The 20,860-nt window shown below is 40.7% G+C and carries 19 protein-coding genes and 1 pseudogene; 1 reads left to right on the top strand and 19 read right to left on the bottom strand.

Annotation, left to right across the window (positions count from 1 at the left end; genetic code table 11):
• Positions 1-276 (top strand): ATP-binding protein (locus CSD97_RS17130; protein WP_159461941.1); only part of this gene is annotated, 276 nt, incomplete at its 5' end.
• Between the two features lie 329 nt (positions 277-605).
• On the opposite strand, the gene CSD97_RS17140 is transcribed toward CSD97_RS17130, so the two are convergent.
• The 19 genes and pseudogenes from CSD97_RS17140 to CSD97_RS17235 all read right to left on the bottom strand — a co-directional run bounded on the left by CSD97_RS17140 (position 606) and on the right by CSD97_RS17235 (position 20,845).
• Entirely contained in the window at positions 606-1,208 is a 603-nt protein-coding gene (locus CSD97_RS17140) for a Crp/Fnr family transcriptional regulator (protein ID WP_005835699.1), read from the bottom strand.
• Between the two features lie 9 nt (positions 1,209-1,217).
• Entirely contained in the window at positions 1,218-2,834 is a 1,617-nt protein-coding gene (locus tag CSD97_RS17145) for a RagB/SusD family nutrient uptake outer membrane protein (protein WP_005641955.1), read from the bottom strand.
• A gap of 12 nt (positions 2,835-2,846) precedes the next feature.
• Positions 2,847-5,543, bottom strand: coding sequence for a SusC/RagA family TonB-linked outer membrane protein (locus CSD97_RS17150; protein ID WP_098032799.1), 2,697 nt, complete (start codon positions 5,541-5,543; stop codon positions 2,847-2,849).
• Between the two features lie 1,081 nt (positions 5,544-6,624).
• Positions 6,625-6,825 (bottom strand): annotated as a pseudogene (locus CSD97_RS19145) (hypothetical protein); the annotation flags it as partial.
• Entirely contained in the window at positions 6,803-7,042 is a 240-nt protein-coding gene (locus CSD97_RS18940) for a hypothetical protein (protein ID WP_173675123.1), read from the bottom strand. The gene CSD97_RS18940 and the pseudogene CSD97_RS19145, both read right to left, overlap by 23 nt.
• A 38-nt stretch (positions 7,043-7,080) precedes the next feature.
• Positions 7,081-8,055, bottom strand: coding sequence for a 2-dehydropantoate 2-reductase N-terminal domain-containing protein (locus tag CSD97_RS17165; RefSeq protein WP_098032800.1), 975 nt, complete (start codon positions 8,053-8,055; stop codon positions 7,081-7,083).
• 12 nt (positions 8,056-8,067) lie between these two features.
• Complete coding sequence (locus CSD97_RS17170; RefSeq protein WP_117959259.1) at positions 8,068-8,895, bottom strand: helix-turn-helix domain-containing protein; 828 nt, start codon at positions 8,893-8,895, stop codon at positions 8,068-8,070.
• A 298-nt stretch (positions 8,896-9,193) separates the two neighbouring features.
• On the bottom strand, positions 9,194-10,030 hold the full coding sequence (locus CSD97_RS17175) for a hypothetical protein (RefSeq protein WP_008150965.1): 837 nt from the start codon (positions 10,028-10,030) through the stop codon (positions 9,194-9,196).
• 3 nt (positions 10,031-10,033) lie between these two features.
• Positions 10,034-10,900, bottom strand: coding sequence for a DUF488 family protein (locus CSD97_RS17180; RefSeq protein ID WP_229094952.1), 867 nt, complete (start codon positions 10,898-10,900; stop codon positions 10,034-10,036).
• 927 nt (positions 10,901-11,827) lie between these two features.
• Positions 11,828-12,250, bottom strand: coding sequence for a GNAT family N-acetyltransferase (locus CSD97_RS17190; RefSeq protein WP_005832381.1), 423 nt, complete (start codon positions 12,248-12,250; stop codon positions 11,828-11,830).
• Positions 12,251-12,314: 64 nt separating this feature from the next.
• A complete protein-coding gene (locus CSD97_RS17195; protein ID WP_005832383.1) occupies positions 12,315-12,893 on the bottom strand; it encodes a Crp/Fnr family transcriptional regulator in 579 nt (192 codons plus the stop codon).
• A 44-nt stretch (positions 12,894-12,937) separates the two neighbouring features.
• Positions 12,938-13,720 carry a Cof-type HAD-IIB family hydrolase gene (locus tag CSD97_RS17200; protein ID WP_022402025.1) on the bottom strand — a complete coding sequence of 261 codons (783 nt, stop codon included), beginning with the start codon at positions 13,718-13,720 and terminating at the stop codon, positions 12,938-12,940.
• 44 nt (positions 13,721-13,764) lie between these two features.
• Complete coding sequence (locus tag CSD97_RS17205; RefSeq protein ID WP_016274303.1) at positions 13,765-14,664, bottom strand: response regulator transcription factor; 900 nt, start codon at positions 14,662-14,664, stop codon at positions 13,765-13,767.
• A gap of 156 nt (positions 14,665-14,820) precedes the next feature.
• Positions 14,821-16,131 (bottom strand): DUF58 domain-containing protein, encoded by a 1,311-nt coding sequence (locus tag CSD97_RS17210; RefSeq protein WP_098032801.1) that lies wholly within the window; start codon positions 16,129-16,131, stop codon positions 14,821-14,823.
• Entirely contained in the window at positions 16,128-17,102 is a 975-nt protein-coding gene (locus CSD97_RS17215) for a MoxR family ATPase (protein WP_009038201.1), read from the bottom strand. Before CSD97_RS17215 ends, CSD97_RS17210 begins: the two co-directional genes overlap by 4 nt.
• An 11-nt stretch (positions 17,103-17,113) precedes the next feature.
• Positions 17,114-18,337, bottom strand: a complete 1,224-nt coding sequence (locus CSD97_RS17220; protein WP_005832391.1) for a DUF4350 domain-containing protein — start codon at positions 18,335-18,337, stop codon at positions 17,114-17,116.
• The gene (locus CSD97_RS17225) at positions 18,334-18,948 is read right to left on the bottom strand and encodes a DUF4129 domain-containing protein (RefSeq protein ID WP_098032802.1); all 615 of its coding nucleotides are present in this window, start codon (positions 18,946-18,948) and stop codon (positions 18,334-18,336) included. Before CSD97_RS17225 ends, CSD97_RS17220 begins: the two co-directional genes overlap by 4 nt.
• A 9-nt stretch (positions 18,949-18,957) precedes the next feature.
• Positions 18,958-19,902, bottom strand: coding sequence for a hypothetical protein (locus CSD97_RS17230; protein WP_098032803.1), 945 nt, complete (start codon positions 19,900-19,902; stop codon positions 18,958-18,960).
• The gene (locus CSD97_RS17235) at positions 19,883-20,845 is read right to left on the bottom strand and encodes a stage II sporulation protein M (protein WP_005832397.1); all 963 of its coding nucleotides are present in this window, start codon (positions 20,843-20,845) and stop codon (positions 19,883-19,885) included. The genes CSD97_RS17230 and CSD97_RS17235 overlap by 20 nt, the downstream gene beginning before the upstream one ends.
• Positions 20,846-20,860 lie beyond the last annotated feature (15 nt).

Raw genomic sequence — 20,860 nt, forward strand, 5'->3', positions numbered from 1 at the left:
CGATACGACATGGTCATCTGCGACGAGTTCGGATACGTTTCTTGTGACAAGGCGGGAGCGGAGATGTTGTTCAACCATCTGTCACTCAGAACTGACAAGAAAACAACCGTCATTACAACAAATCTCGCATTCAACAGATGGGACGAGATTATTGCAGACAAAGTACTAGTTACAGCAATGGTAGACAGGCTAACGCACAAGGCGATTCTACTGAACATGACGGGAAAATCGTACAGAATGAAAGAAACACAAGATATGATAAATAAACAAATTTAATTAACTTTGCAAAACCTATCGGGTGGTACACGTTTCAAATGCTACCCGGGTCCCTTTTCAAGTGTTAGCTACATTCGGCTCTATCACGTATGAATTTTTTAACAATAAAAAGAACTATCATTTTGATTTAACAGGAGCTTTTAGTAACATTATTGAAGAAAGTGAAGCAATAGAATATGATGATGACGACGATGAGGATGAATTCGATGATGATGACGATGACTAACATCTCATTAATCCATAGCTTTTAAGTTTATTAAAGAAACAGGTCAGGACGCTATATCCTGACCTGTTTTTGATGTTAGTTAAGTCCTAATAGTTAGTTTGCTTTATTTGCTCTCAGCATTAGCTATTGATGCACGTACTCTGCTTAATGTTTCCAATGTCATCTGAAGATATGAAGCAATCATTGTCAAAGGTGCTCTTCTAGTTATTTCAGGAAAATGTTGCTGTAATCTAGCGTATCTGTCATTTGCTGATTCGAAACGTAAAATGTCAGCCTTTAATTGTGATAACATTAAGGAATTTTCAAAAAAACTCCGATATAGATAAGCTATATCACCATTAGCATCAGAAAGTTCTTCCATTATATCACGCGGAATTTCCCATAAAACACTGTTTTCTACAGCATCCATCATAAGATGTGTTGGCTCTCGGTTAAAATAGCTGTCAATACACCAGACAACATCTTTTTCACATGCTAAATGTTCTATCACATCCTTATCATGCTTTAGGTAGTGCTGTCTAATAAATCCCTTTTCTATATAAAATAGGCAATTACAGATATCACCTTCATTTAGAATTATATCACCTTTTTGATATTTCTTAGGCTGAATAATATCTGCAAAAAGGCGAATATTCTCCAACTTAAGTTTGCGATTAGGGCATGTTTCAGCTATAATCTGTTTTGCAATGTCAAATTGAATACTCATAGGCTAAAGTTATTTATATCCAACATTTTGTTTCAATTTTGGGTTCAAGTCTATACTTTTTTGTGGAATAGGAAAAACTGTGGTATACCCATTTTTCTCATCAGCCAGTTGGACTCGCTGATCGTATGATTTGTGATAAACTCCAAAACGCACCATATCTTGTCGTCGCCAGCCTTCCCATACTAACTCCAACAAACGCTCTTTCAATATGTTCTCAAGCGTAGCTTCTCGATATGGCATACCAACACGACCTCGGACTTCGTTCAACTCCAACGAGCCATCCTCACCATTACGTACCTTTGCCTCGGACTTCATCAGGAGAGCATCGGCATAGCGGAATAGCACGATGTCGTTATCCGGTTGTCTACCGTCGGAATGTGAGGTCCTATCAACCTCATATTTTGCCATACGAGCACCAGCTGTCTTGACATAGGAGCTTCCCGTAAGATTCAACTTTAGCTCCAATGGGAAATACTCCAACTGCTGTCCATTGTCCATCATTACAGGCTTTCCATCAACCTCTACGATGCCGGCATAGAAGTTCTTTTCAAAGCGAGCATCTACATCATCTGTGCCGTATCCGTTGGCTAAGACTGTTGAGATATTGGCACTGGTACCATTTTCCGATGAGCCACCCAACGCACCGCCATGGTTGTAGTGTCGTGATCGGAAGAGATACCAGAACTGCGCAGCATAGAGGTTCTTATCCAACGGAATGGTGAATATGTTTTCGTTGGAGTTCTCGTTATGCACAGAGAAATTATAGCTATAATCGTCCTCCAACCGATAACCTACCTCGGCAAGTTTATTGCAATATTTGATACAGGTCTGCCAAGCGTTGAGTTTCTCACCATCGACGGTGAAAAATATCTCTTTACCGTTCCGTGGAACGCCATCAGTCCAATTATCATCACAATATATCTCGGCATTAAGAGCCAACTTAGCCAAAAGGAAATTAGCTACAGGTGTTGTTATACGACCATAGTAGTTACCCATCTTATTACTACGCTCATTTGGCAACAACTCGGCAACCTCCTGCAACTCATTCACGATAAAACGGAAAACCTCGCTACGCTCGCTCTGCACAACTTCATCCTGCGGTTGTTCATAGGATGTTACGATGGGCACTCTGCCATACATATCCATAATGTAGTAGTAGAAAAGTGCTCTCAGAGCTCGCACCTCAGCTTCGTAGGCCACTCTCTGCTCCTCAGATAGGTTATGGCTATACTTATCGATGATATGCAGAGATTTGTTCGATAACACAACAACCTTGTAGAGGTATTTCCAAGTATTGTAGAGTGGTAAATCATTAGGACTCCACTTATGCTGATACATATTCGTCCACAAACCTCCATCGTACCAGTCGCCACCACGAATAGGTATCATGGCTTCGTCTGTAGTAAGTGTGTTATAGTCATAAATCCCACGACAGGTCCCCTGTAAACCCTCACTGTCTGCACTGCCACCAATGTAATTGTAGAGCACAGCCACTGCATTAATATATATGTTGTTGGCATTGTTGTAAATGTCTTCTTCATAAAGTTGATCTCTAGGGTCTTCAGTAAGACAAGAGGTCATCATCGTTGCCAAAGCAACCATCAATATGTTTATATATCTTTTCATAACTGTAAGCGGTTAGAATTGAATACTAAGACCTAACGAATAGGTACGATATAAAGGATAGGTGCGTTTGTCGTCAATGCCCAAAGTGTTGCTTACTACATAACTGTTTATCATTGGAGTAAGACCGCTATAGCCTGTGATTGTTGCAAGGTTGCTAATGCCTGCCGAAAGACGCAATGACTTCACAGCCTTGGATTTCATTGGAATATTGTAGCCTATGGTAATATGTTCAATATTTACATAGTCACCTTTTTCCAACCAATAGTCTGAAACATTCTGATCAATAATATTTTTTTCAGGAGCACCCTTCAATACATTGTAGTCAGGGAATATAGACATATTGGTATAAGCCAAGCCCGTGCCATTGAATATCTTATGACCGAAAGCACCATTTATCTGCATGGCAATATCAAAGGACTTGTAACGGAAACTGATGTTTGATCCAATAGTTACCTTGGGGGTTGCCTGACCTGCTATATACCTGTCTCCGCCATCGCTAAAATCAATCTCGCCATCATCATTCAAATCTTCAATATCGTAACTGTAGCCACCAAGTTCATTTTCTTTAAGCCCTTTGCAGTGAGGTAGATAGAATACCCCCAATGGCTGACCTACAATCTGATATACTACATTATTGTCTCCACCGTTCTGACCTGCACCATAAAGCGAGCCAATCGGAGTAATATCTGAAGCTGTCATATGCATACCATTATACTCTCCACTAAGCGAAAGTAACTTATTCTTCTGGTAGGACATATTGAAGTTGATATTCATCTCCATATCCTTTCGTTGAATGGGAACTACCGAGATTCCTAGTTCGACACCCTGGTTAGACATCGAGCCGATATTTGCCATCAGTTTATCGAACGCAAAGGTCGGAACGGGAACATCATACTCATAGAGCATATCCGTTGTCTTTGAGTAATATAATTCCGAGGTAAGCATCAACCGATTATCCCATATACCTAAGTCAAAACCGATATTAAATGTTGAACGAGTCTCCCACTTAAGGTCCGGATTCGTGTTGCGTATACTTCCCATTGTTACGGTAGGTGCACCGTTGATGGATACGATACCATTCTCCTTTACGGTATTAAGTGTTGTATAGGATGTTATACCTCCAAGATTTCCTGACCGACCATATCCGGTTCTTAGTTTCAATATTGTTATAAAGTCAGTATCAGAGAGGAAGCCTTCTTTTTTTACATCCCAACCCAGTGATACTGATGGGAAGAATCCGAAAGTATTGTTATCGCTTACCATTGAAGAGCCATCTCCACGGAGTGCTGCCGCAATAGAATATCTATCCTTGTAACTATATGTGACACTACCCATTATTGAAGCAAGTGACGGGTCTTCATAGCTACTGCTCGTACCACCGAAAGGACGCGATGATGTTGCTCCGATGTTATTATAGGAGAAATCATTTGTTGTTATTCCTTTTGCCTGCACCCATAAACCAGTCCTTACCTGTTTAAGATATTCTGCGCCAACAACAGCATCAAGGTGTGAGTCTCCCCAAGCATTGTTATATGAGAGGGACACATTTGTAAAGTAGTCTTCACCCTTGAACTCTCCACGATAAACATTGCCTTGCGCCCACACCCATGTAGGACAAAATTGAGCATTTCCCGTAGATGAATATGAATAAGAGCCGAAAGCCGACAATATCAAATTGTCAAGGATATTAAATTTCAGCCCCAAATGTGTATTGAAATTCCGTTCTTCGGAGTCATTTTTCTCATAGAGGAGTGCTCCGGGGTGGTTGATGTGTGATGCAGCCGAGTTCTTCACCCAGTTGCCATTAACATCAGTTCCTGCTGGATATGTAGGATTCTGTGCAGCTGCCGAGTAAAACAGCATTCGTGTATCGAAAATGTCGTGTATCTTTGACGAGTAGCCATATACACCAAAATCGCCAACTAAGCGACCATCGAAAGCCTTTTGTGTAGCATCAAGTTTTACCACTAAATTTCGGTAATCGTTAACTTTGACAATTGTATTATGATCCATAAAACCGAACGATGCTCGATAGTTTGAGTTTTCCGAACCACCGCTAAAAGCCAAGTGATGCTGATGTATCAAGCCCGTACGAGTAATTACATCGTGAAAATTGGTGTTGTAGCCACCATTATTGTAATCTAATCCAAGTGCCTCTGCTGTAGCTATATACTCCGGGCCGTTGAGCATTTGCAGATGTTTATACATTGACTCGAATCCGTAGTTGCCATCATATGATATTTCGAAACCTCGCCCCGTTCCTTTCTTGGTCTTAATCTCAATTACACCTGAAGCACCACGGGAACCGTACATTGCCGTTTCGGTAGCATTCTTCAAAATAGTGAAACTCTCGATGTCTGCGGGATATATGGTAGATAGCGTAGCGATGTCAGATGTCACTCCGTTAATAATTACTAACGGGTCATTGCCACCCATAATGGATGTGGTACCACGCACACGGATACTATTCAGCATAGCGAGCCTGTCAGTCCCATTAGTGGTGACGTTCACACCGGCAGACTGACCACTCAATACATCCAAAGCATTATTCAATGGTCCCTTCTTGATATTCTCGGGCCTGGTATGCTCTAATGATTTAGTCGCCGAAATGGTATCTTGTTTCTCTCTGATATTCTGTACTTGTGCATCAATTTTTTGAGCACTACAGATGAAGAACATTATGACAAGACAAAGACTGACTCTTCCCATCTTGATTCGTTAAATCTCTGTAGATTCCCCAGACCAGACAGTTAATAAATCTTATACGCAATGTATTATAAAGAGGGGGATTGGGAATCTGTACTATTTCCCTGCCTGTCCGTCCGCTTAGCCATTGTATATTTTTTTCTGTTATTTCATATCAGTGATGCTGATAATCCAGGCAAGAACAGAGTAAACATCTACCTCTTTTATACATAAATCCTTTCCAAGGACTTTATAAGCGCAACCATTAACTACATTACATTACAAAGGTAACAATAATTTGTCATTTGAAGAAATTTAGAAAAAAGAAAAAGTCATTATGCGTGATATTTTTTATTTAATTACGACATTTATCAAATACAAAAAATCATAGAAGGACAAAAATCTTTAAATGATTTGATTATAAGCAAACTTTAAATAGTTAAATTGCAATAATACTATACCATGGTTGTTCTTTACCTTAATGTAATACTACTGTTATATATCTGGTCATTTATCTCCTTTTGTCGGATGCAAAGGTTGCCAAACCTCTTTTAGAAAACGAAAAGTTCAAACGGTAAACCATTTGGAGCAGTTTCGTCCTCCGTTGGAGAGTAAACAGCTCCAAAACCTTTTCTTATTCATCGGCTTGGCTGAAAACTGCATCCGGCAACGGAGATAAACGACTGACGAAATAATAGCATAAAACAGCATAGCTCCCCCTTAATAAGGCAATTTTATCAATGCTGTTTTCATTCTTTTCAGAGGACTATTATTTTCGACAGAGAGAAATTTGGCAAGCGGCAGATTTCACTCCCTCAAAAATAATAGATTTGAATTGCTGTCCTCTTGCCTTTATTGGAAATTGTAGTACCTTTGTAGTGGCTTGTGCGAACGAGCCAAGCAATGTGGAAAGATGGGAACATCGAACCATCAATAAAGTACCGAAAAGAGGGAAAATACCCTCTACCACCGCTCTTTGAGTGTTAAGAAATTATAAAAAGGTTAAATCTTCACCTTTTAGAATGTACCCCTAAAGGTTATGCCCATATTTCTGACTTATAACTCACAAAATATTGAGTAATAACTGGTTGCAAATACTCTAGTTTATACGTTTGGAAAGAAATAAGCCGCTGACTATTTCCATAATATTGATAAGGCTTGTTTTGTCAGCCAATTGGAGAGGAGAAAGGAATAGCTTATTTGCATGTTGCTGGAACTGTTCAGGGTATTTGATGTGCAAATTCACTATGCGTACTTCTGTTTTGATTAGTTCTATTGCTTCATCAATCAAATGCAAATAGGGCATTTTTTTCTTGCTCAAACCGCACACGATACGATTTAAGTCGATGCAAACCAAAGGAGAAATAACGAAGTAAAACACTATAATCCTGTTCGTTAAAACTGAAATCAGCTAAATGTGTAGCTAATTCCTCAATAGCTTCTGTAAACTCTGTTACAGAAACTTTACGCTGCGAGCATTCCAATAATAATTGGAAAAATCTCTCTTGTAATATATCTTTCATATACTTATATTTAATGGCTATCGAATTGATAGCTTTATTCACTTACTTTTATTAGTTTGGTTAGAAGATATATAACTTTTTAATTGTGCCAGATTAGGAGTTGTAACAGCATATTTTACACCACTATCTATTATATCATCTATCATTTGCCTTATTTCAACAGGAGAATGATTTATATGTCCATCAAACATAAGTTGCAGAGCATCATTACCATAAATTTTCTTAGCTATTGGCACACTGATAAATAAAGGTAAAAGATATAATCTATTTGCTTTTTCTGTTTTAGGATTGATACCCATTCTTTTACAAATAACTAAGCCTTCCCGAATAGCTTTCATTGTAATTTTAATAATAGCTGTATTCTCTATAAATTTAGAGGCACTTCCGGCACTCATTATTCCCGCTGAAAGACCGGCAGCAACAGCATAATGTGTGATTAGCCATACTAATATTTGATTAGAAATGACAGGCTTTAAGTTTGCTTTATCTAGTATTATAAAAAGTTTTTCTACTCGTGGAGTTATCCGCCCGTCTTTTTCACCTAACGGAGTATTGGAATATTTTAGACCTGAAATAGCACAATGTATGCTTTTATCTTCTTTTCCACCCCCGACCATGAAGGGAAAGGCAAAAAAGTATTGTTCAGGTTTTAGATATTTATCTATTTCAGTAAAAACATCCCAGTTATTTTGGAAAAATACAACATTTGCTTTTCCTGCTGACTTTGAAAGACTTGGTAATATAGTTGATAATTGCAATTTATTGGTGGAGACAATAATGTATTCAAAATCATTGTTTGACGAAAGTTCGTCTATTACTGTAGGCTTAAAGATTATATCTGTATCTTTTCTTGTTTTCTCTCTAAAGTCAGAACAGATAATGCGAATACCATCTTTTTGTACAAGTTCTTTTTGCTCCTTACGCACCAATACAGCAACGTCACATCCTGCTTTGGATAATTGCCAGCCATAAGTACAACCCACTACGCCAGCACCGTATATCAATATTTTCATAAAGCGATGTTATTAAGTTTTTTTGTCGTTGATAAATACAGAGTTGAATACCGATAGGTTTTCGGTATAAGTATCACAAATTTCAAGTAGTTGTTTAGGGGTATAGCCCGTGAACATTTTAAACTCTTTTATTAAATGTGATTTATCATAATATCCACAATCATAAGCAACTTTACTTATGCTGATTTGTGGAGTTGATTGCAAAATATGGAATGTCTTCCTAAATCGTGTGATTTGGATAAAATCTTTTGGATTTAGTCCTACATATTCAGCGAATATCCGTTTAAATTGCTTATATCCTAAACAAGCCGTTTGAGATAAAACGGATATATTCCCTTCTCCTTCATTGATATTTTGAACAGTAGTTATAATCCTATTGGCGTTGCATGGAATATTTTTGCATAATCTATTTAATAAATATTCTTCTATCAATCTGACTATTTGATAATTATCTGATGTTTCATTTATTTTCTCTTCCAATTCTACTAAACAGGTGTTATCTAACAAATCAATACCTATATTCTGATTAGTAAACTCTTCCATAGGATATGGAAAAAACATCCTGCATCCGATAGGCTGGAATAAAATAATGACCATATCCAAGAAAGAAAATTCTATGTCTGAATAAGTACTGATTTGCCCGCTTATATAGGATTGTGGTTGCGTTCCCTTATGAAAAGAAGAAATAATTTTGTTTCCTTTATGAAAAACAATTCCTACACAACCTGCTGGGATAGAACGTTGAAAGCCTTGCTTTACATCATCTATCCTTAAAAACCAATATTGCTTTATATAAGGAGCAAGCAATTTAGTAGGTTGTATTACTTGAATTTTCTCCATTTTGCCTTAATTATCAGGCAAAAGTAAGATTTCTTAGATTGATAATAGGTGTAAAAAAGGGACATTCTAATAAAAAAGTAATAAATGTGATAGGACTAAAGCTTAGTCTATGTTCTTCATAGGGTTATTAAAAGCAAAATAGTAAAAAGCAATTCCTTGCCATCTTAAAAAAATATTTTTCAACAATCTTCTTTTCAGCAAAATGTATTATATCGAATCGTATTTACGAAAGTAAGTTTATACTATGGTCTTTTGTTCTTATATCTAAAAGCTTTTATTTAATATAACTAAGTTTGTATTAGTCCATTTTAAAGGTCAAAGCCAATTGCGGATTCTTCGGTGGATAAAATGTTCCAATAATAATAAAAGGATTAGTACCTACATTATGAAATTTCTTGGTTGTTCCTAAGAAAAAATATATATCTTTTTTACACCATTCTGTGAAATATTTCTCTTTCACTTTTTCACATGCGACTTGTTCATTTCCATTAGCAGCAGCAAGGCAATTCCAATAAAGCATCCCTAATTCCCAATCTTCAATCATGAGTTTTCGTTCTTTACCATCTTCTGATATAAACTTATATGAGAACTCATAAGGCAATTTTTTAGCTACTTTGAATATTCTTTTAGTTTCTTCTACATCAAATAAACTATGTTGGGCTTGATTGGCATATACAACATCTAATTTCTGCTTATTCCATTCTCTTGTAGATTCTTCCCAAACAAAATCAATAATTCTTTGAGGTTTAAATACGGCTAATGATGTTCCTATTTGAGGATTTTTGGCTTCTTCAATAAGCTCAGCCATATTATAACGGACATGTTTTAAAACAATAGACTTTCTTTTTGCCCAGCCATTTTTTGTACCAATTTCTCCTACTATTTTTATTTCATTATCTATATTTGCAGGACGAAAACTTTCTTTCCTAAAATCACTTGTGTTTTTAACCAAATCAAGTTCTATCCACTGCCATTTACTATATCTCTTATCATAACTTAATTTACGAAAAGGAATAGGATATATTCTTATCCAAGTGCCATCTTCCAAGAAACCAGCAGTACAAACTAATTCATCGTATTTTTCCGATAAAGTAGGGTATGTTTTTACAGCAATTAGAACTCGAGTTGTAGGCATGTTTTATAGATGTTTAAGGGTGTAAGTTATATCAGGTAGTTGCATTAAATATTTCGCAACTCTTCCTCTATGGCATTGTTTGTGACTTTCTTCAAAGCAAGTTAAAGCTACACGTTTCTCTGTATCAATCAATTCTCGGACATATAAAAGATAATCCCAATTTTCTTTTAGGGTAGATTTTTCATATGACTCAAAAAGAATTTCATAATCTTTTTGTGATTTTAAATCTTGTCTTTGTTCTGATTCTATTCCCAGTTGCGGTATATGGATATATTTTATACCTACTCCTGTACATGCTTTCTCTAATTGACTTTTTGAAAATCCATATTTTTGACTATAGGCATTTTTACGGACATCACAGAGAATATGTACATCATTCACGAGGAGAATATTAATGTATTTTTCTAAAGAGCGTCCTTCATATCCTATAGTGAATAATTGAGGCTCTGTAAAGGTTCTTTTTTGCTTATCTATTACAGCTAATTCTTCCTCATTTAGCAAATTAATTGCTATTGTACTTTTTGTTGCGTAATAAGGATAATTAATATAAGTGTAACGAATTAACTCGTTTTGAGATAGACAACCAAATTTTTCTTTTATTTCTTTTATAGCTTGCTGTTCAAACATATCAAGCATCATCAAATAATTATTGGGTTGACAAATTTGTATTCTACGACCATTCTCGCTTTTTATAATACTTAAGTAGCCCAATTTAGCTAATGTCATTATATCCTGATTTGCTTGGAATGAAAAACAACCATAGTAATAAGGAATAAAATCAAATGCTTTTTCCTCTTGTTTCCTTGTAAAAAGAAACAAATATTTCTGAAGTTGTTTGGCAGTCAAATGACCGCCAAATGCTTCAATCAATGCTAATAATATTTTTCTTCTATAATATAACATATTGCAAAAGTAAGAAAACTCTCTGCATTTTCGTGTTAAATATGGCTCTTTTATTTTATTACTCTATAATAAACACCTATCTTTGCATCAACTCAAACAACCACCGCAACACCAAGCAATCTAAAGAATTACACACGTGGGGTTATTAGTGGGAGAAAGAATTAAGAGCTTGCTAAGATATTGAGTACGTGAGAAATAGAAATAAGGTTCATCTTCCGTACGCACCGCGAAAGCAAATAGCAAATTAAAGCAAAGCTCTGAAATTCAAGGATTTCAGAGCTTTTTCTTTTTCTCGCTCCGGCAAAAATGGGGACCCGAAATATCCGGTGCATAAGCAATTTTCGAGTTTCAGCTTTCTCAGACTTACATCACAAGAATAAGAAACTGAGCAGCAATGAATGGGCAGACCGTCCTCCGGATAGGGACAAAACTGGAAGAAGGTATAGGCAGAATCCACGTATGTCCCATGCTTTTTATTATGAAGGTTCATGTAAACCCTCGTCCCACGCACGTGGGCTCAACGGTTCACGCAGGCAAACCGGCGAGCACACATGCGTGGGACGAAGTTTTGTAATAAGGTTTCGGGAATTATGCGCCAAGCTTCTCTGCATTACACACAGGACATGAAGGGAAAAAGTGCCCATATACGGGGAGCAAAAGCCATACTTCCGGCACTATAGACAACGGAGTTCGCCCCTTAATCACCATATTTGCACAAAGAAAACGGAAAATAAGCCCGAAATAGACATTAACAAATGTTATTTATTATAAACGAAAAACAGAAAAAAAACACGTGGTTAAATTCTTGCTGTCAGATAGTTAAAGCCGAATATGAGAAGAAAAAGTAGTGCTGGCAAAAATGATGATTTTTAAAATCGGGGTCTGACTTACGAACTACAACTGCATGTGTAAAATAGGATATTCTTTACCTTCTCCGTCCAAATCAGACCTTTTGTATACGTTAAAGCCTATATATTTATAAAAACCGACAGCTTGAATATTCTGCTCGTTCACATCGACTTTCGTTACCTGCAAATGATTTATGGCATAAGTAACCAGTTTTTTCCCAATTCCTGTGCCTCGATAATTATTGTCAATAAACAACATTTCAAGATTTCCTTCTGCAATTCCCATAAATCCGATTAAGATTCCCTCCTGTTCAAATCCGAATAGAGTGACATACTGAAAATATACCGGAAGCTGTTCCTTATAGTATAGACAATCTTCCTCTTTAAGAAAATCATGTGTACTCAATACTGCACTTTCCCAAATTTCTATCAAACGTGGATAATCCGTAACTTTAATTTTTCTAATCATAATTGTAATTGCTATTTAAAGCCGCAAAGTTCGGAACTTATACATTCAATGCACTGAACCCAGGTTAAAAAATACGTTTACGGATTCTGCTTAGTGCTTGCGGCGTGATACCCAAATAAGAAGCTATATCTTTGAGTGGGATATAGTTTAATGTAATGCCATATTCTTCAATCATCTGTAGATAATACTGTTCAGGAGAATATTTAATCAAGTCGATATTTCTTTTCAAGAGCTTATTCAGTAGTATGGCATTCAAATCTTCAAATACGGTTTTCACCTTAGGAATAGCAGTATACAGTTCATCTACTCGCTTCTTGTCTATTCGGTAAATAACGCTATCTACAATTGTCTGCACATTAAATGCAGATTTTGTTTGTAAGGTAAAAGATATGTTCGACATTGAAAACGTACCTTCTTTACAAAACCAAAAAATCTGCTCTTCCCCTTTATGATTCAAAAGCCAACAACGTAACATCCCATCATAAACGAAATAACTATATCTTTCTATTTCTCCTTCCTTAATCAAAAATGTATCTTTACCAATCAATATCCGCTCAAAATATCGGTCAAATAACTTAGATTCCTCCAAATTAAAAGTATTGATGCTAAAATTAAATTCTTTAAGCAGTTTTTCTAAAAGCATAATATTCACTGACTATAGTTTTCATAAGTTTTGACAGCCGATTTTTATTCCACAATACCAAAATGAACCAGAGCGTTCCGGATACCATGCTCATCCACCGTCTCCGTTATATAATCGGCAACGCTTTTCACAGCCTCGGAAGCTCCTCCCATAGCTATTCCCATCCCGGCTGCACGAATCATGGAAATATCATTCCCGCCATCACCAAAAGCGATGGTTCCTGAAACATCAAATCCATAATAGGAAGCAAACTCATTGATACCCATAGCCTTGTTTACTCCCGTCACATTGACATCCGCAAAGAAAGGGTTCCATCTGGAAACAGAAAGTCCGGGAAGTTGTGCCATAACTTCTTTTTCCATTTCTTCATCACAATATATGCATAACTGACAACATTCGCCTCCCATAAATTCCTTTTCAATGTCTGCCACCGGCGGTGTAGGGTGATTGACCAGCCTAGCCAATTCGATGACGGTCGGATTGAGTTCGTTGACAAAAATACCTTTATTCGTTTCGATAGCCAGAGCAAACCCATAATGTTGAGCCAATACCAGTACCCTCTGAAAATCCTTTTCGGGAATCTGTTTACGAGATATAGGAGTGCCATCTCTCAGTACACAATCGGCCCCATTCAAAGCTATCACTGCATCGTATGGAATCTCTTCAAGTTCGTGAAGATCGGTAAACGCCCTCCCAGTTGCTATTATGATTTTTATACCGGATTCATGAACTTGCTGCAACGCTTCGATAGCCGACTGCGGAACGCGGTGAGTGTCGAAACTCACCAATGTTCCGTCTACATCTAAAAATATAGCTTTGGTCTCCATTATAAAATATTTTGGTCTAATAAATTCATTCTATCTGCATCATCTCAATTTTGTGAATATCTATATTCATTCGGTGCAACTCCCGTTGCTTTCTTAAACACCAGACTGAAATATTGCACACTCGGATAGCCCAGCCGACGCGCTACGGCAGCAGGTGTATTACCACCTTCCGATAACATTTTCTTGGCCGTGTACAAGCATTTGAACTGGAAGTATTCAGCCAATGTCTTACCCGTCTCAAACCTCAGCAAATCATCAAAGTAAGCCGTCGAAAGATTCAGTTTTTCGGCACAGCATCCGGAAGTGGGCAGCTTCCCCTCCTGCAACTTTCCGGAAGTGATATACTCGTCCAATATCCCTTCCATTTTCCCCAGAATCATCTTGTTCTTATTCTCACGGGTGATGAATTGCCGCTCATAGTAACGTGAGCAATAATCCAGCAGCAATTCGATGTGACGGGACAAGATGGTATTGCTATGCATATCAATGGAATGATGAAGTTCATCATCAATATTCTCAAGGCAACACGTCACTTTGGCCGTTTCGCGCTGTGACAGATGCAACGCCTCCTCCTTGCGGTAGAAAAAGAAAGTATAGTTGTCGATATGATTCTTTAACGTAGTACAAAGCAATAAATCGGGATGAAATGCCAGCAGCCAACCTTTGTCCGGAAGCGTATTGTTCTTGTTCATCCGGAATATCTCGCCGGGAGTAAGAAATACCATCGTAGCATTGGAATAATCATAATATTTCCGTCCGCAGCAGTCACAATCCCCTTCACAGTCCTCAATCAGTAGGATGGCATAGAATTCAAACTTCACAGCATCCTGATACACACTAGGATTTTCCAGATTAATAATGCTTACCTGAGGATGCAACGTTTTACATCCCAGGCACCGGTTACATTCACATACGGTCTTTATGTCCAATGTATTGTCTTTCATCACCTATAAAGTCATTCTCATTATTGTAACTTCAGATATATAAAATCTTAAGGATATGTTTTCCACACCTTCACAATATACCAATTACAAAATTAGAGGAAAATCCAGACATCTTCACTACCCTTATTACGGATTATATAACCTTAGTTACTGTTTTTATATCTGGCTACGTGACTTCATCTCCAGATACTTGTTTATCACGTCCACAGAAAGATTTTCCGGTGTAGTCAGTACAGAACTGATGCCGTGCTGCTTCAAGGTGGAGACTATCAGCCGTTTCTCGAATACAAATTTCTCGGCAATGACATGGCGGTAATACCCTTCCGTATCCCTCGCAGGAGTGGCGACGTACTCTTTCAGAGCGGCATCTTCGAAGAAGATGACCAGCAACCGGTGCTGGCGGTTCAACTGCTGCAAATAAGCCAACTGGCGATTCAAGCTGCCGATGCCGGAAAAATTGGTATACAGCACCAAAAGACTGCGTTTGTTGACGCGCTTGTTCAAATGTACGCACAATGAGGAAAAGTCGGTCTCCCCAAAAGTAGTCTGCTGGCTGTAAAGGTTCTCCAATAACGCCTGCATTTGTCCGGGCTGTCGGGAGGCGGGGATAAATGTATCAAAGTGCTCATTAAACGTTACCAGTCCGGCTTTATCCTCCTTCCGCATGACAACGTACGAAAGAACCAGGGAGGCATTAATAGCATAGTCCAGCAAGGTCATCCCGCGAAATGCCTGCTGCATAATCCGCCCCTTGTCTATCACGTTATAGATTTGCTGGGAACGCTCGTCTTGATAGACATTTACCATAAGTTCGTGCCTCCGGGCGCTTGCTTTCCAGTTTATCGTGCGGTAATCGTCGCCTTTCACATACTCCTTTATCTGTTCGAACTCCGTATGATGCCCCACCCTGCGGATACGTTTGATGCCCAATTCCGTCAAGTTGTCGCTGATAGCAAGCAACTCATACCGATGGAGCATCAGATAGGACGGATATACCTTGACATCCAGCGGAGCATCGCAAGTATATCTGCGGGAAAGCAATCCCATTCTGCCTGCCACAAACACCCGAATCCGTCCGAAAGAGTAAATCCCCCGCCGCGTGGGACGCAGATGATACGTAATCGTCCTGCCCTCATTCGCCTGGAGCCTCATCCGGAAATCAATATTCCGCAACTGGAATGCAAAAGGAATCTCATCCACCACTTCCACAGCCACCGGATGCGGATAACTGCTCTCCACACGTATGTTCACGGTGTTTTCATCTCCGTTGGAGAAGCGGGTAGCACACTGGCGGAATGCCCGGATGCCGCGAATGCGATAGAGCATCCCCCCATCCACCAGCGCCGACACCGCCAAAACAAAAAGCGCCCACTGCCCGATTGCAAAGAATGGAGCAAAGACGTACCCGATACCCATCAGCAGGACTATCAGAACAAGAACAATATAGAATCGGCGGCCCAGTCTCACTTCGGCACTTCCACCTTATCAATCAGACGTTGCGTCACCTTTACCGGCGAATAGCCTTCCATCTCGGCTTCCGCTGTCAATATCAAGCGATGCTGAAGCACATACGGAGCAACGAACTTAATATCCTCCGGTGTCACAAAGTCACGTCCCTGCAACAGTGCATATGCCTTGGAGGCCTGCATCATTGCCACGGACGCACGCGGAGAAGCTCCTAAATATACAGCCTTGCTGGTACGCGTCTGCTGTACAATCAACGCGATGTACTGAAGCAGCGTGCGGTCTACAAACACGTGTTCCATCAGCCTGCGCAACGAAAGCAGTTCTTCTTTTGTGAGCACGGGCGCCAGGCTCTCCAACTTCACCAACGAAGCATTGGCGTGGTGGCGCTCCAGGATGTCCACCTCCTCCTCCAATGAGGGATATCCCATGGTTATTTTCATCAGGAAGCGGTCCAGTTGCGCTTCAGGTAACTTATAAGTCCCCTCCTGCTCCACCGGATTCTGGGTTGCCAGAATCGTATAGAGTTCTCCCATCTGATGCGTGGTACCGTCAATGCTGACCTGCCGTTCTTCCATAACCTCGAACAAGGCTGCCTGCGTCTTGGCGGGAGCGCGGTTTATCTCGTCCACCAGCACGAGGTCGGCAAACACCGGTCCTTGATGAAAGTCAAAGTCATTGGTTTTCATGTTGAAGACCGTAGTACCCAACACATCACTCGGCATCAAGTCCGGAGTAAACTGAATGCGGCTGAAGTCCGCCTTAATCAAGCGTGCCACCAGACGGGCAAGCAGTGTCTTTGCCACCCCCGGCACTCCCTCCAGCAACACATGGCCGTTTGCCAGGACAGCCGTCAGTACCAGGTCCACTATCTGCTCCTGCCCCACTATGACCGTAGCAATCCGGTCCTTCAACGCTTGTATCTTCTCGGAAAAGAGAGTCAAGTCCACCCGTTTTTCTGTGTTCTCTTCCATAAATATCTTCTTTATATATGATTGATTATTTCATTCATTTTATCGACAAGCCGTTTCATCTCCTTCTCAGAGATGCTGCGCCCTCCGTACACCACCGGCCTCACCTCGCGGATAAACGCGGCTATTTCCCCCGCTTCCATACCCGTCTTCCGGGCAATCCTGCCGAAAGAGCGCTCATCCTCTGCCACTTCCTCCACATCCACTTGGATTTCCCTCCTCAGTTCCTCCGCAAAATAGAGATATTTCTTGCGGACTAAGTCAGCATGGTCCTTCTTCTGATAATAAAGAGTACCTATCAACTCTGCAAACTCCAAAGACTTATTTTCCGGTTCGCGGATAACCGGAATGGCGCGCTGCTTCCTGCGGGCTGTAAATATCATAAAGAGCAGGATGGAAACCATACTCAAGTACAATGCCCAGCGAAGCGGCGGCTGCGAAAGGAAATAGCGAAAAGGAGACATCTGTACCTGGGCTGTTTCTTTCATATAGCCTTCGGTACGGACAATGGGAAATCCACCCATCTGGGACAATATACGAAAAAGATAAGCCGCATTCTTCCCATCCAGCACACCATAGTTCGTAAAAAGCAGGGGAGTGGAAGCCAGTATAACTTCCCCCTTTCCCCAAGAAACCGACATGGCAACCGGGTGAGCAGCTTCTCCGGTAACAGTTTTTTCCGCCAACACTTTACTAGAAATGGAATCTGCAAAGAAATAAGACTGACAAAGTTGGGGATAGAAACAGAAAGTCTGCTGCGGATAAACCGCCGAATCCCCCACCCAGCACAAACTGTCTTTCGAAAGCAATGCAGTGGCATATTTTTTCAAAGCCGACGGACTGAAATAGGAATAGCTGCACTCAAATCCCAGCGTATCTTTCAAAATACGGCTGAAAGAGCTCCCCACCAGCATAATCCGGTCTCCCCGTCCCGCCATCTTCAACATCGCCTCCACATCTACATCCGTCAAATGCAGGTTATCGGTAACAACCAGTATTCCGCGGCGGAGCGTCGTATCTTCCTGCTCCAGTTCATAAAAAGTCTTTCTCGACAACGAATATCCCTTCGGCAACGATGAAGACAGCAGGCTATCGAACACGGCACAGCCGAACGGTTGCTTGTCATAATGGCTGAACGTAGGGTTCCAGACAAACTTCTTTGGCAGACGGCACTCTATCGCAAACATCAACACCAGAAAAACAATGATACCGGCTATAAACCAATGGTTCCCCTTCATGCCGCCCCTCCTTTCTCCACTTCTTTCTGCAAATCCCGCATCGCATGGAACAAAGTTTCGGTCGCTTCAAAATTTCCGTAACGTACTCGTAGAAAATGGTTGGTCATTTGGCGGAAAGCTGGCAGACGGACTTCATAGATATATTGTGTAGGCGTTTTATATAACTGCCAGTCTATACGTTTTCCATCGCTGAGCTGTTTCAGCGTCTGCAGATAGAGCAAACGCACCGCCTCCCGATAATCCGTCCGGGCAAGCGCATCGGCAATTCTTTCCGCAAAATCCACTCCATAGATGGTATCCTCCCCCACTGTATAGGGCAGGGTACTCTTGCGCGAACGCATGAACAGTTCCGGACGCTTCTTGTACACAAACCAAATGACCAATACCAGGATAAGAACGGCAATGCATATCAATACGACCTCCGAATATTCTGCCACCAACGTATTCCCGAATATCTTGTCCAGCAGCTTGCCGAACCATCTGCTGAACCACTCAAGTACATTAATTTCGGGAGTTATCAACTCACGACTGTAAGCAAACGCCGGGTCAGACTGCCAAGCGGCAACCTGTGCAGTATCACAAACCAGTGTATCAGCCGGAGCCATATTCATAGTCCGTTATCAGAGTTTATCAAAATTGTCAATATCACTCTCCACCATCACATAATCTATCTTTTCCGAAGCATGACCGTATTGATAAGCCAGTCCCAGCAATGAGAAAATCATGGACATATAAACGCCGAATGCCTGGACCACCGCCAGCAGATAAAGCACAAAGCTATAGGCTGCCGATACAGTAGCACCGCCACCTGCATCAGTCATTGCAAAGATATATTTCACAATAGTCCCGATATACCATGGAATCATCGTCACTCCCTGCAAGATGGCGGCGATGAATCCCATAACAATGGAAATCAGTACGATACCTCCCCAGGTAGCGAAACCCAGTCGGTAGGCCTTCTTCAAGGCATCTATGATATAGATATCTTCGAACAGATAGACTGGAGTCCAAATAGCAAGTGGCACAGACACCACCACAACGAGCAGAACGAACAAGAACGCAATCGCCATGAACGGAATAACGGTGGCTATAAAACCAACAATAAGCCCTACAAACAGCACCAAAAGCACACCGACAATCATTATCAGAAATACCCTTCTGACATTACGGAACAACAAGGGCTTCAGCATCCCTAACGTCACTCCCTCCAAGCGTTCTTCCCGTTCATTGTAAGTACGGACCAATGCGTAGACCAAAGAGGTCAGCATGACAGTTCCTAGCAGATAGAGAACGGCATACAGACTGTAATAAGTCACCAGTGCCATGATGGACGCTCCGACAACAGAAGAGTCGAACGAGCCTCCGGTCATATCACCCAGAGCCATTGTACCGCTCATCAGCCCGTTCAAGCTCAGTCCCTGAAGCAGACAAAGCGGCAACATCAGATATGTGGTGAATTTCATCAACGGCTTCCAATTCTCTTTGATAAAATCAAAGGTAGTAGTTAGTTTCTCTCCAAAAGAACGTTGTACATACAGTGCGATTTTAGGTTTCTGTGCTTCCATGCTTCTTTCTGTTAGGTAAATAAATATAATAAAAAAAGATAAACGACAAAGAGAGTAGAATAAAGCCGAACCTCAAAGCATCCGGAAGTTCGGTATGGCGGGTAACGAATCCTTCTATAAATCCTGCCATGATGAATACGGGTACCGTACCCACCACTATTTTCAGTCCTTTTTTGGCTCCCCGTTTGAAAGATTCCAGCCTTGAATAGGTTCCGGGAAAGAGCCATCCGTTGCCCAGGGCAAGACCGGCGGCACCGGCTACAATAATCGCCCAGATTTCGAGTGTCCCGTGCAGCCAAATGGCAAGGAAGGACTCCCAAAGCAAGTCGTGCTGATAAAAGAAGGTTTGGAAAGCCCCTATCATGATACCATTGTTAAGGAGCATGTATCCGGTGCCAAAACTGGTCAGCAACCCCATGGCAAAGCAGTTGAAGGAGACCATGATATTGTTCAGCGTGATACTCAGAAACATGGGGAACTCGGAGGAACCGTTATATACAGCCATGGGTTCACCATTAGCGATATTGTTCAAAGTCATATCCACATAGGAGTTTCCTAAAATCAAACGCACAAAATCGGGGTCTCCGGCAGCGGATACCACTCCTATCAATGCGCTGACCACAAATATAATGAAGGAAGCCACCAGCTCACGGCGTGCATCGTGCATGGCCGAAGGCACTTCACGGGTCCAGTAGGTGATAATTCTTGACCATTTCTCGCGCTTGTTTCTATAAATGCGGTTGTGCAATGCCGAGGCAAGATTGTTCAGATAGATAGTGATGCGGGAAGCGGGGAAATGCGTTTGGGCAAAAGCCAGATCTGCCGTAAGCTCCGTATATGCGTCGGCAAGTTCATCGGGAGACAGACTTTCCGCCTGCTCCACCATTGTTTCTGCTCGTTTCCATTTTTCGATGTTCTGCCGGATAAACGTCACTTCTTTCATACCCCATGACTATTT

It is taken from the genome of Bacteroides sp. AR29 (assembly GCF_900217715.1).
Lineage (GTDB): Bacteria > Bacteroidota > Bacteroidia > Bacteroidales > Bacteroidaceae > Bacteroides > Bacteroides uniformis.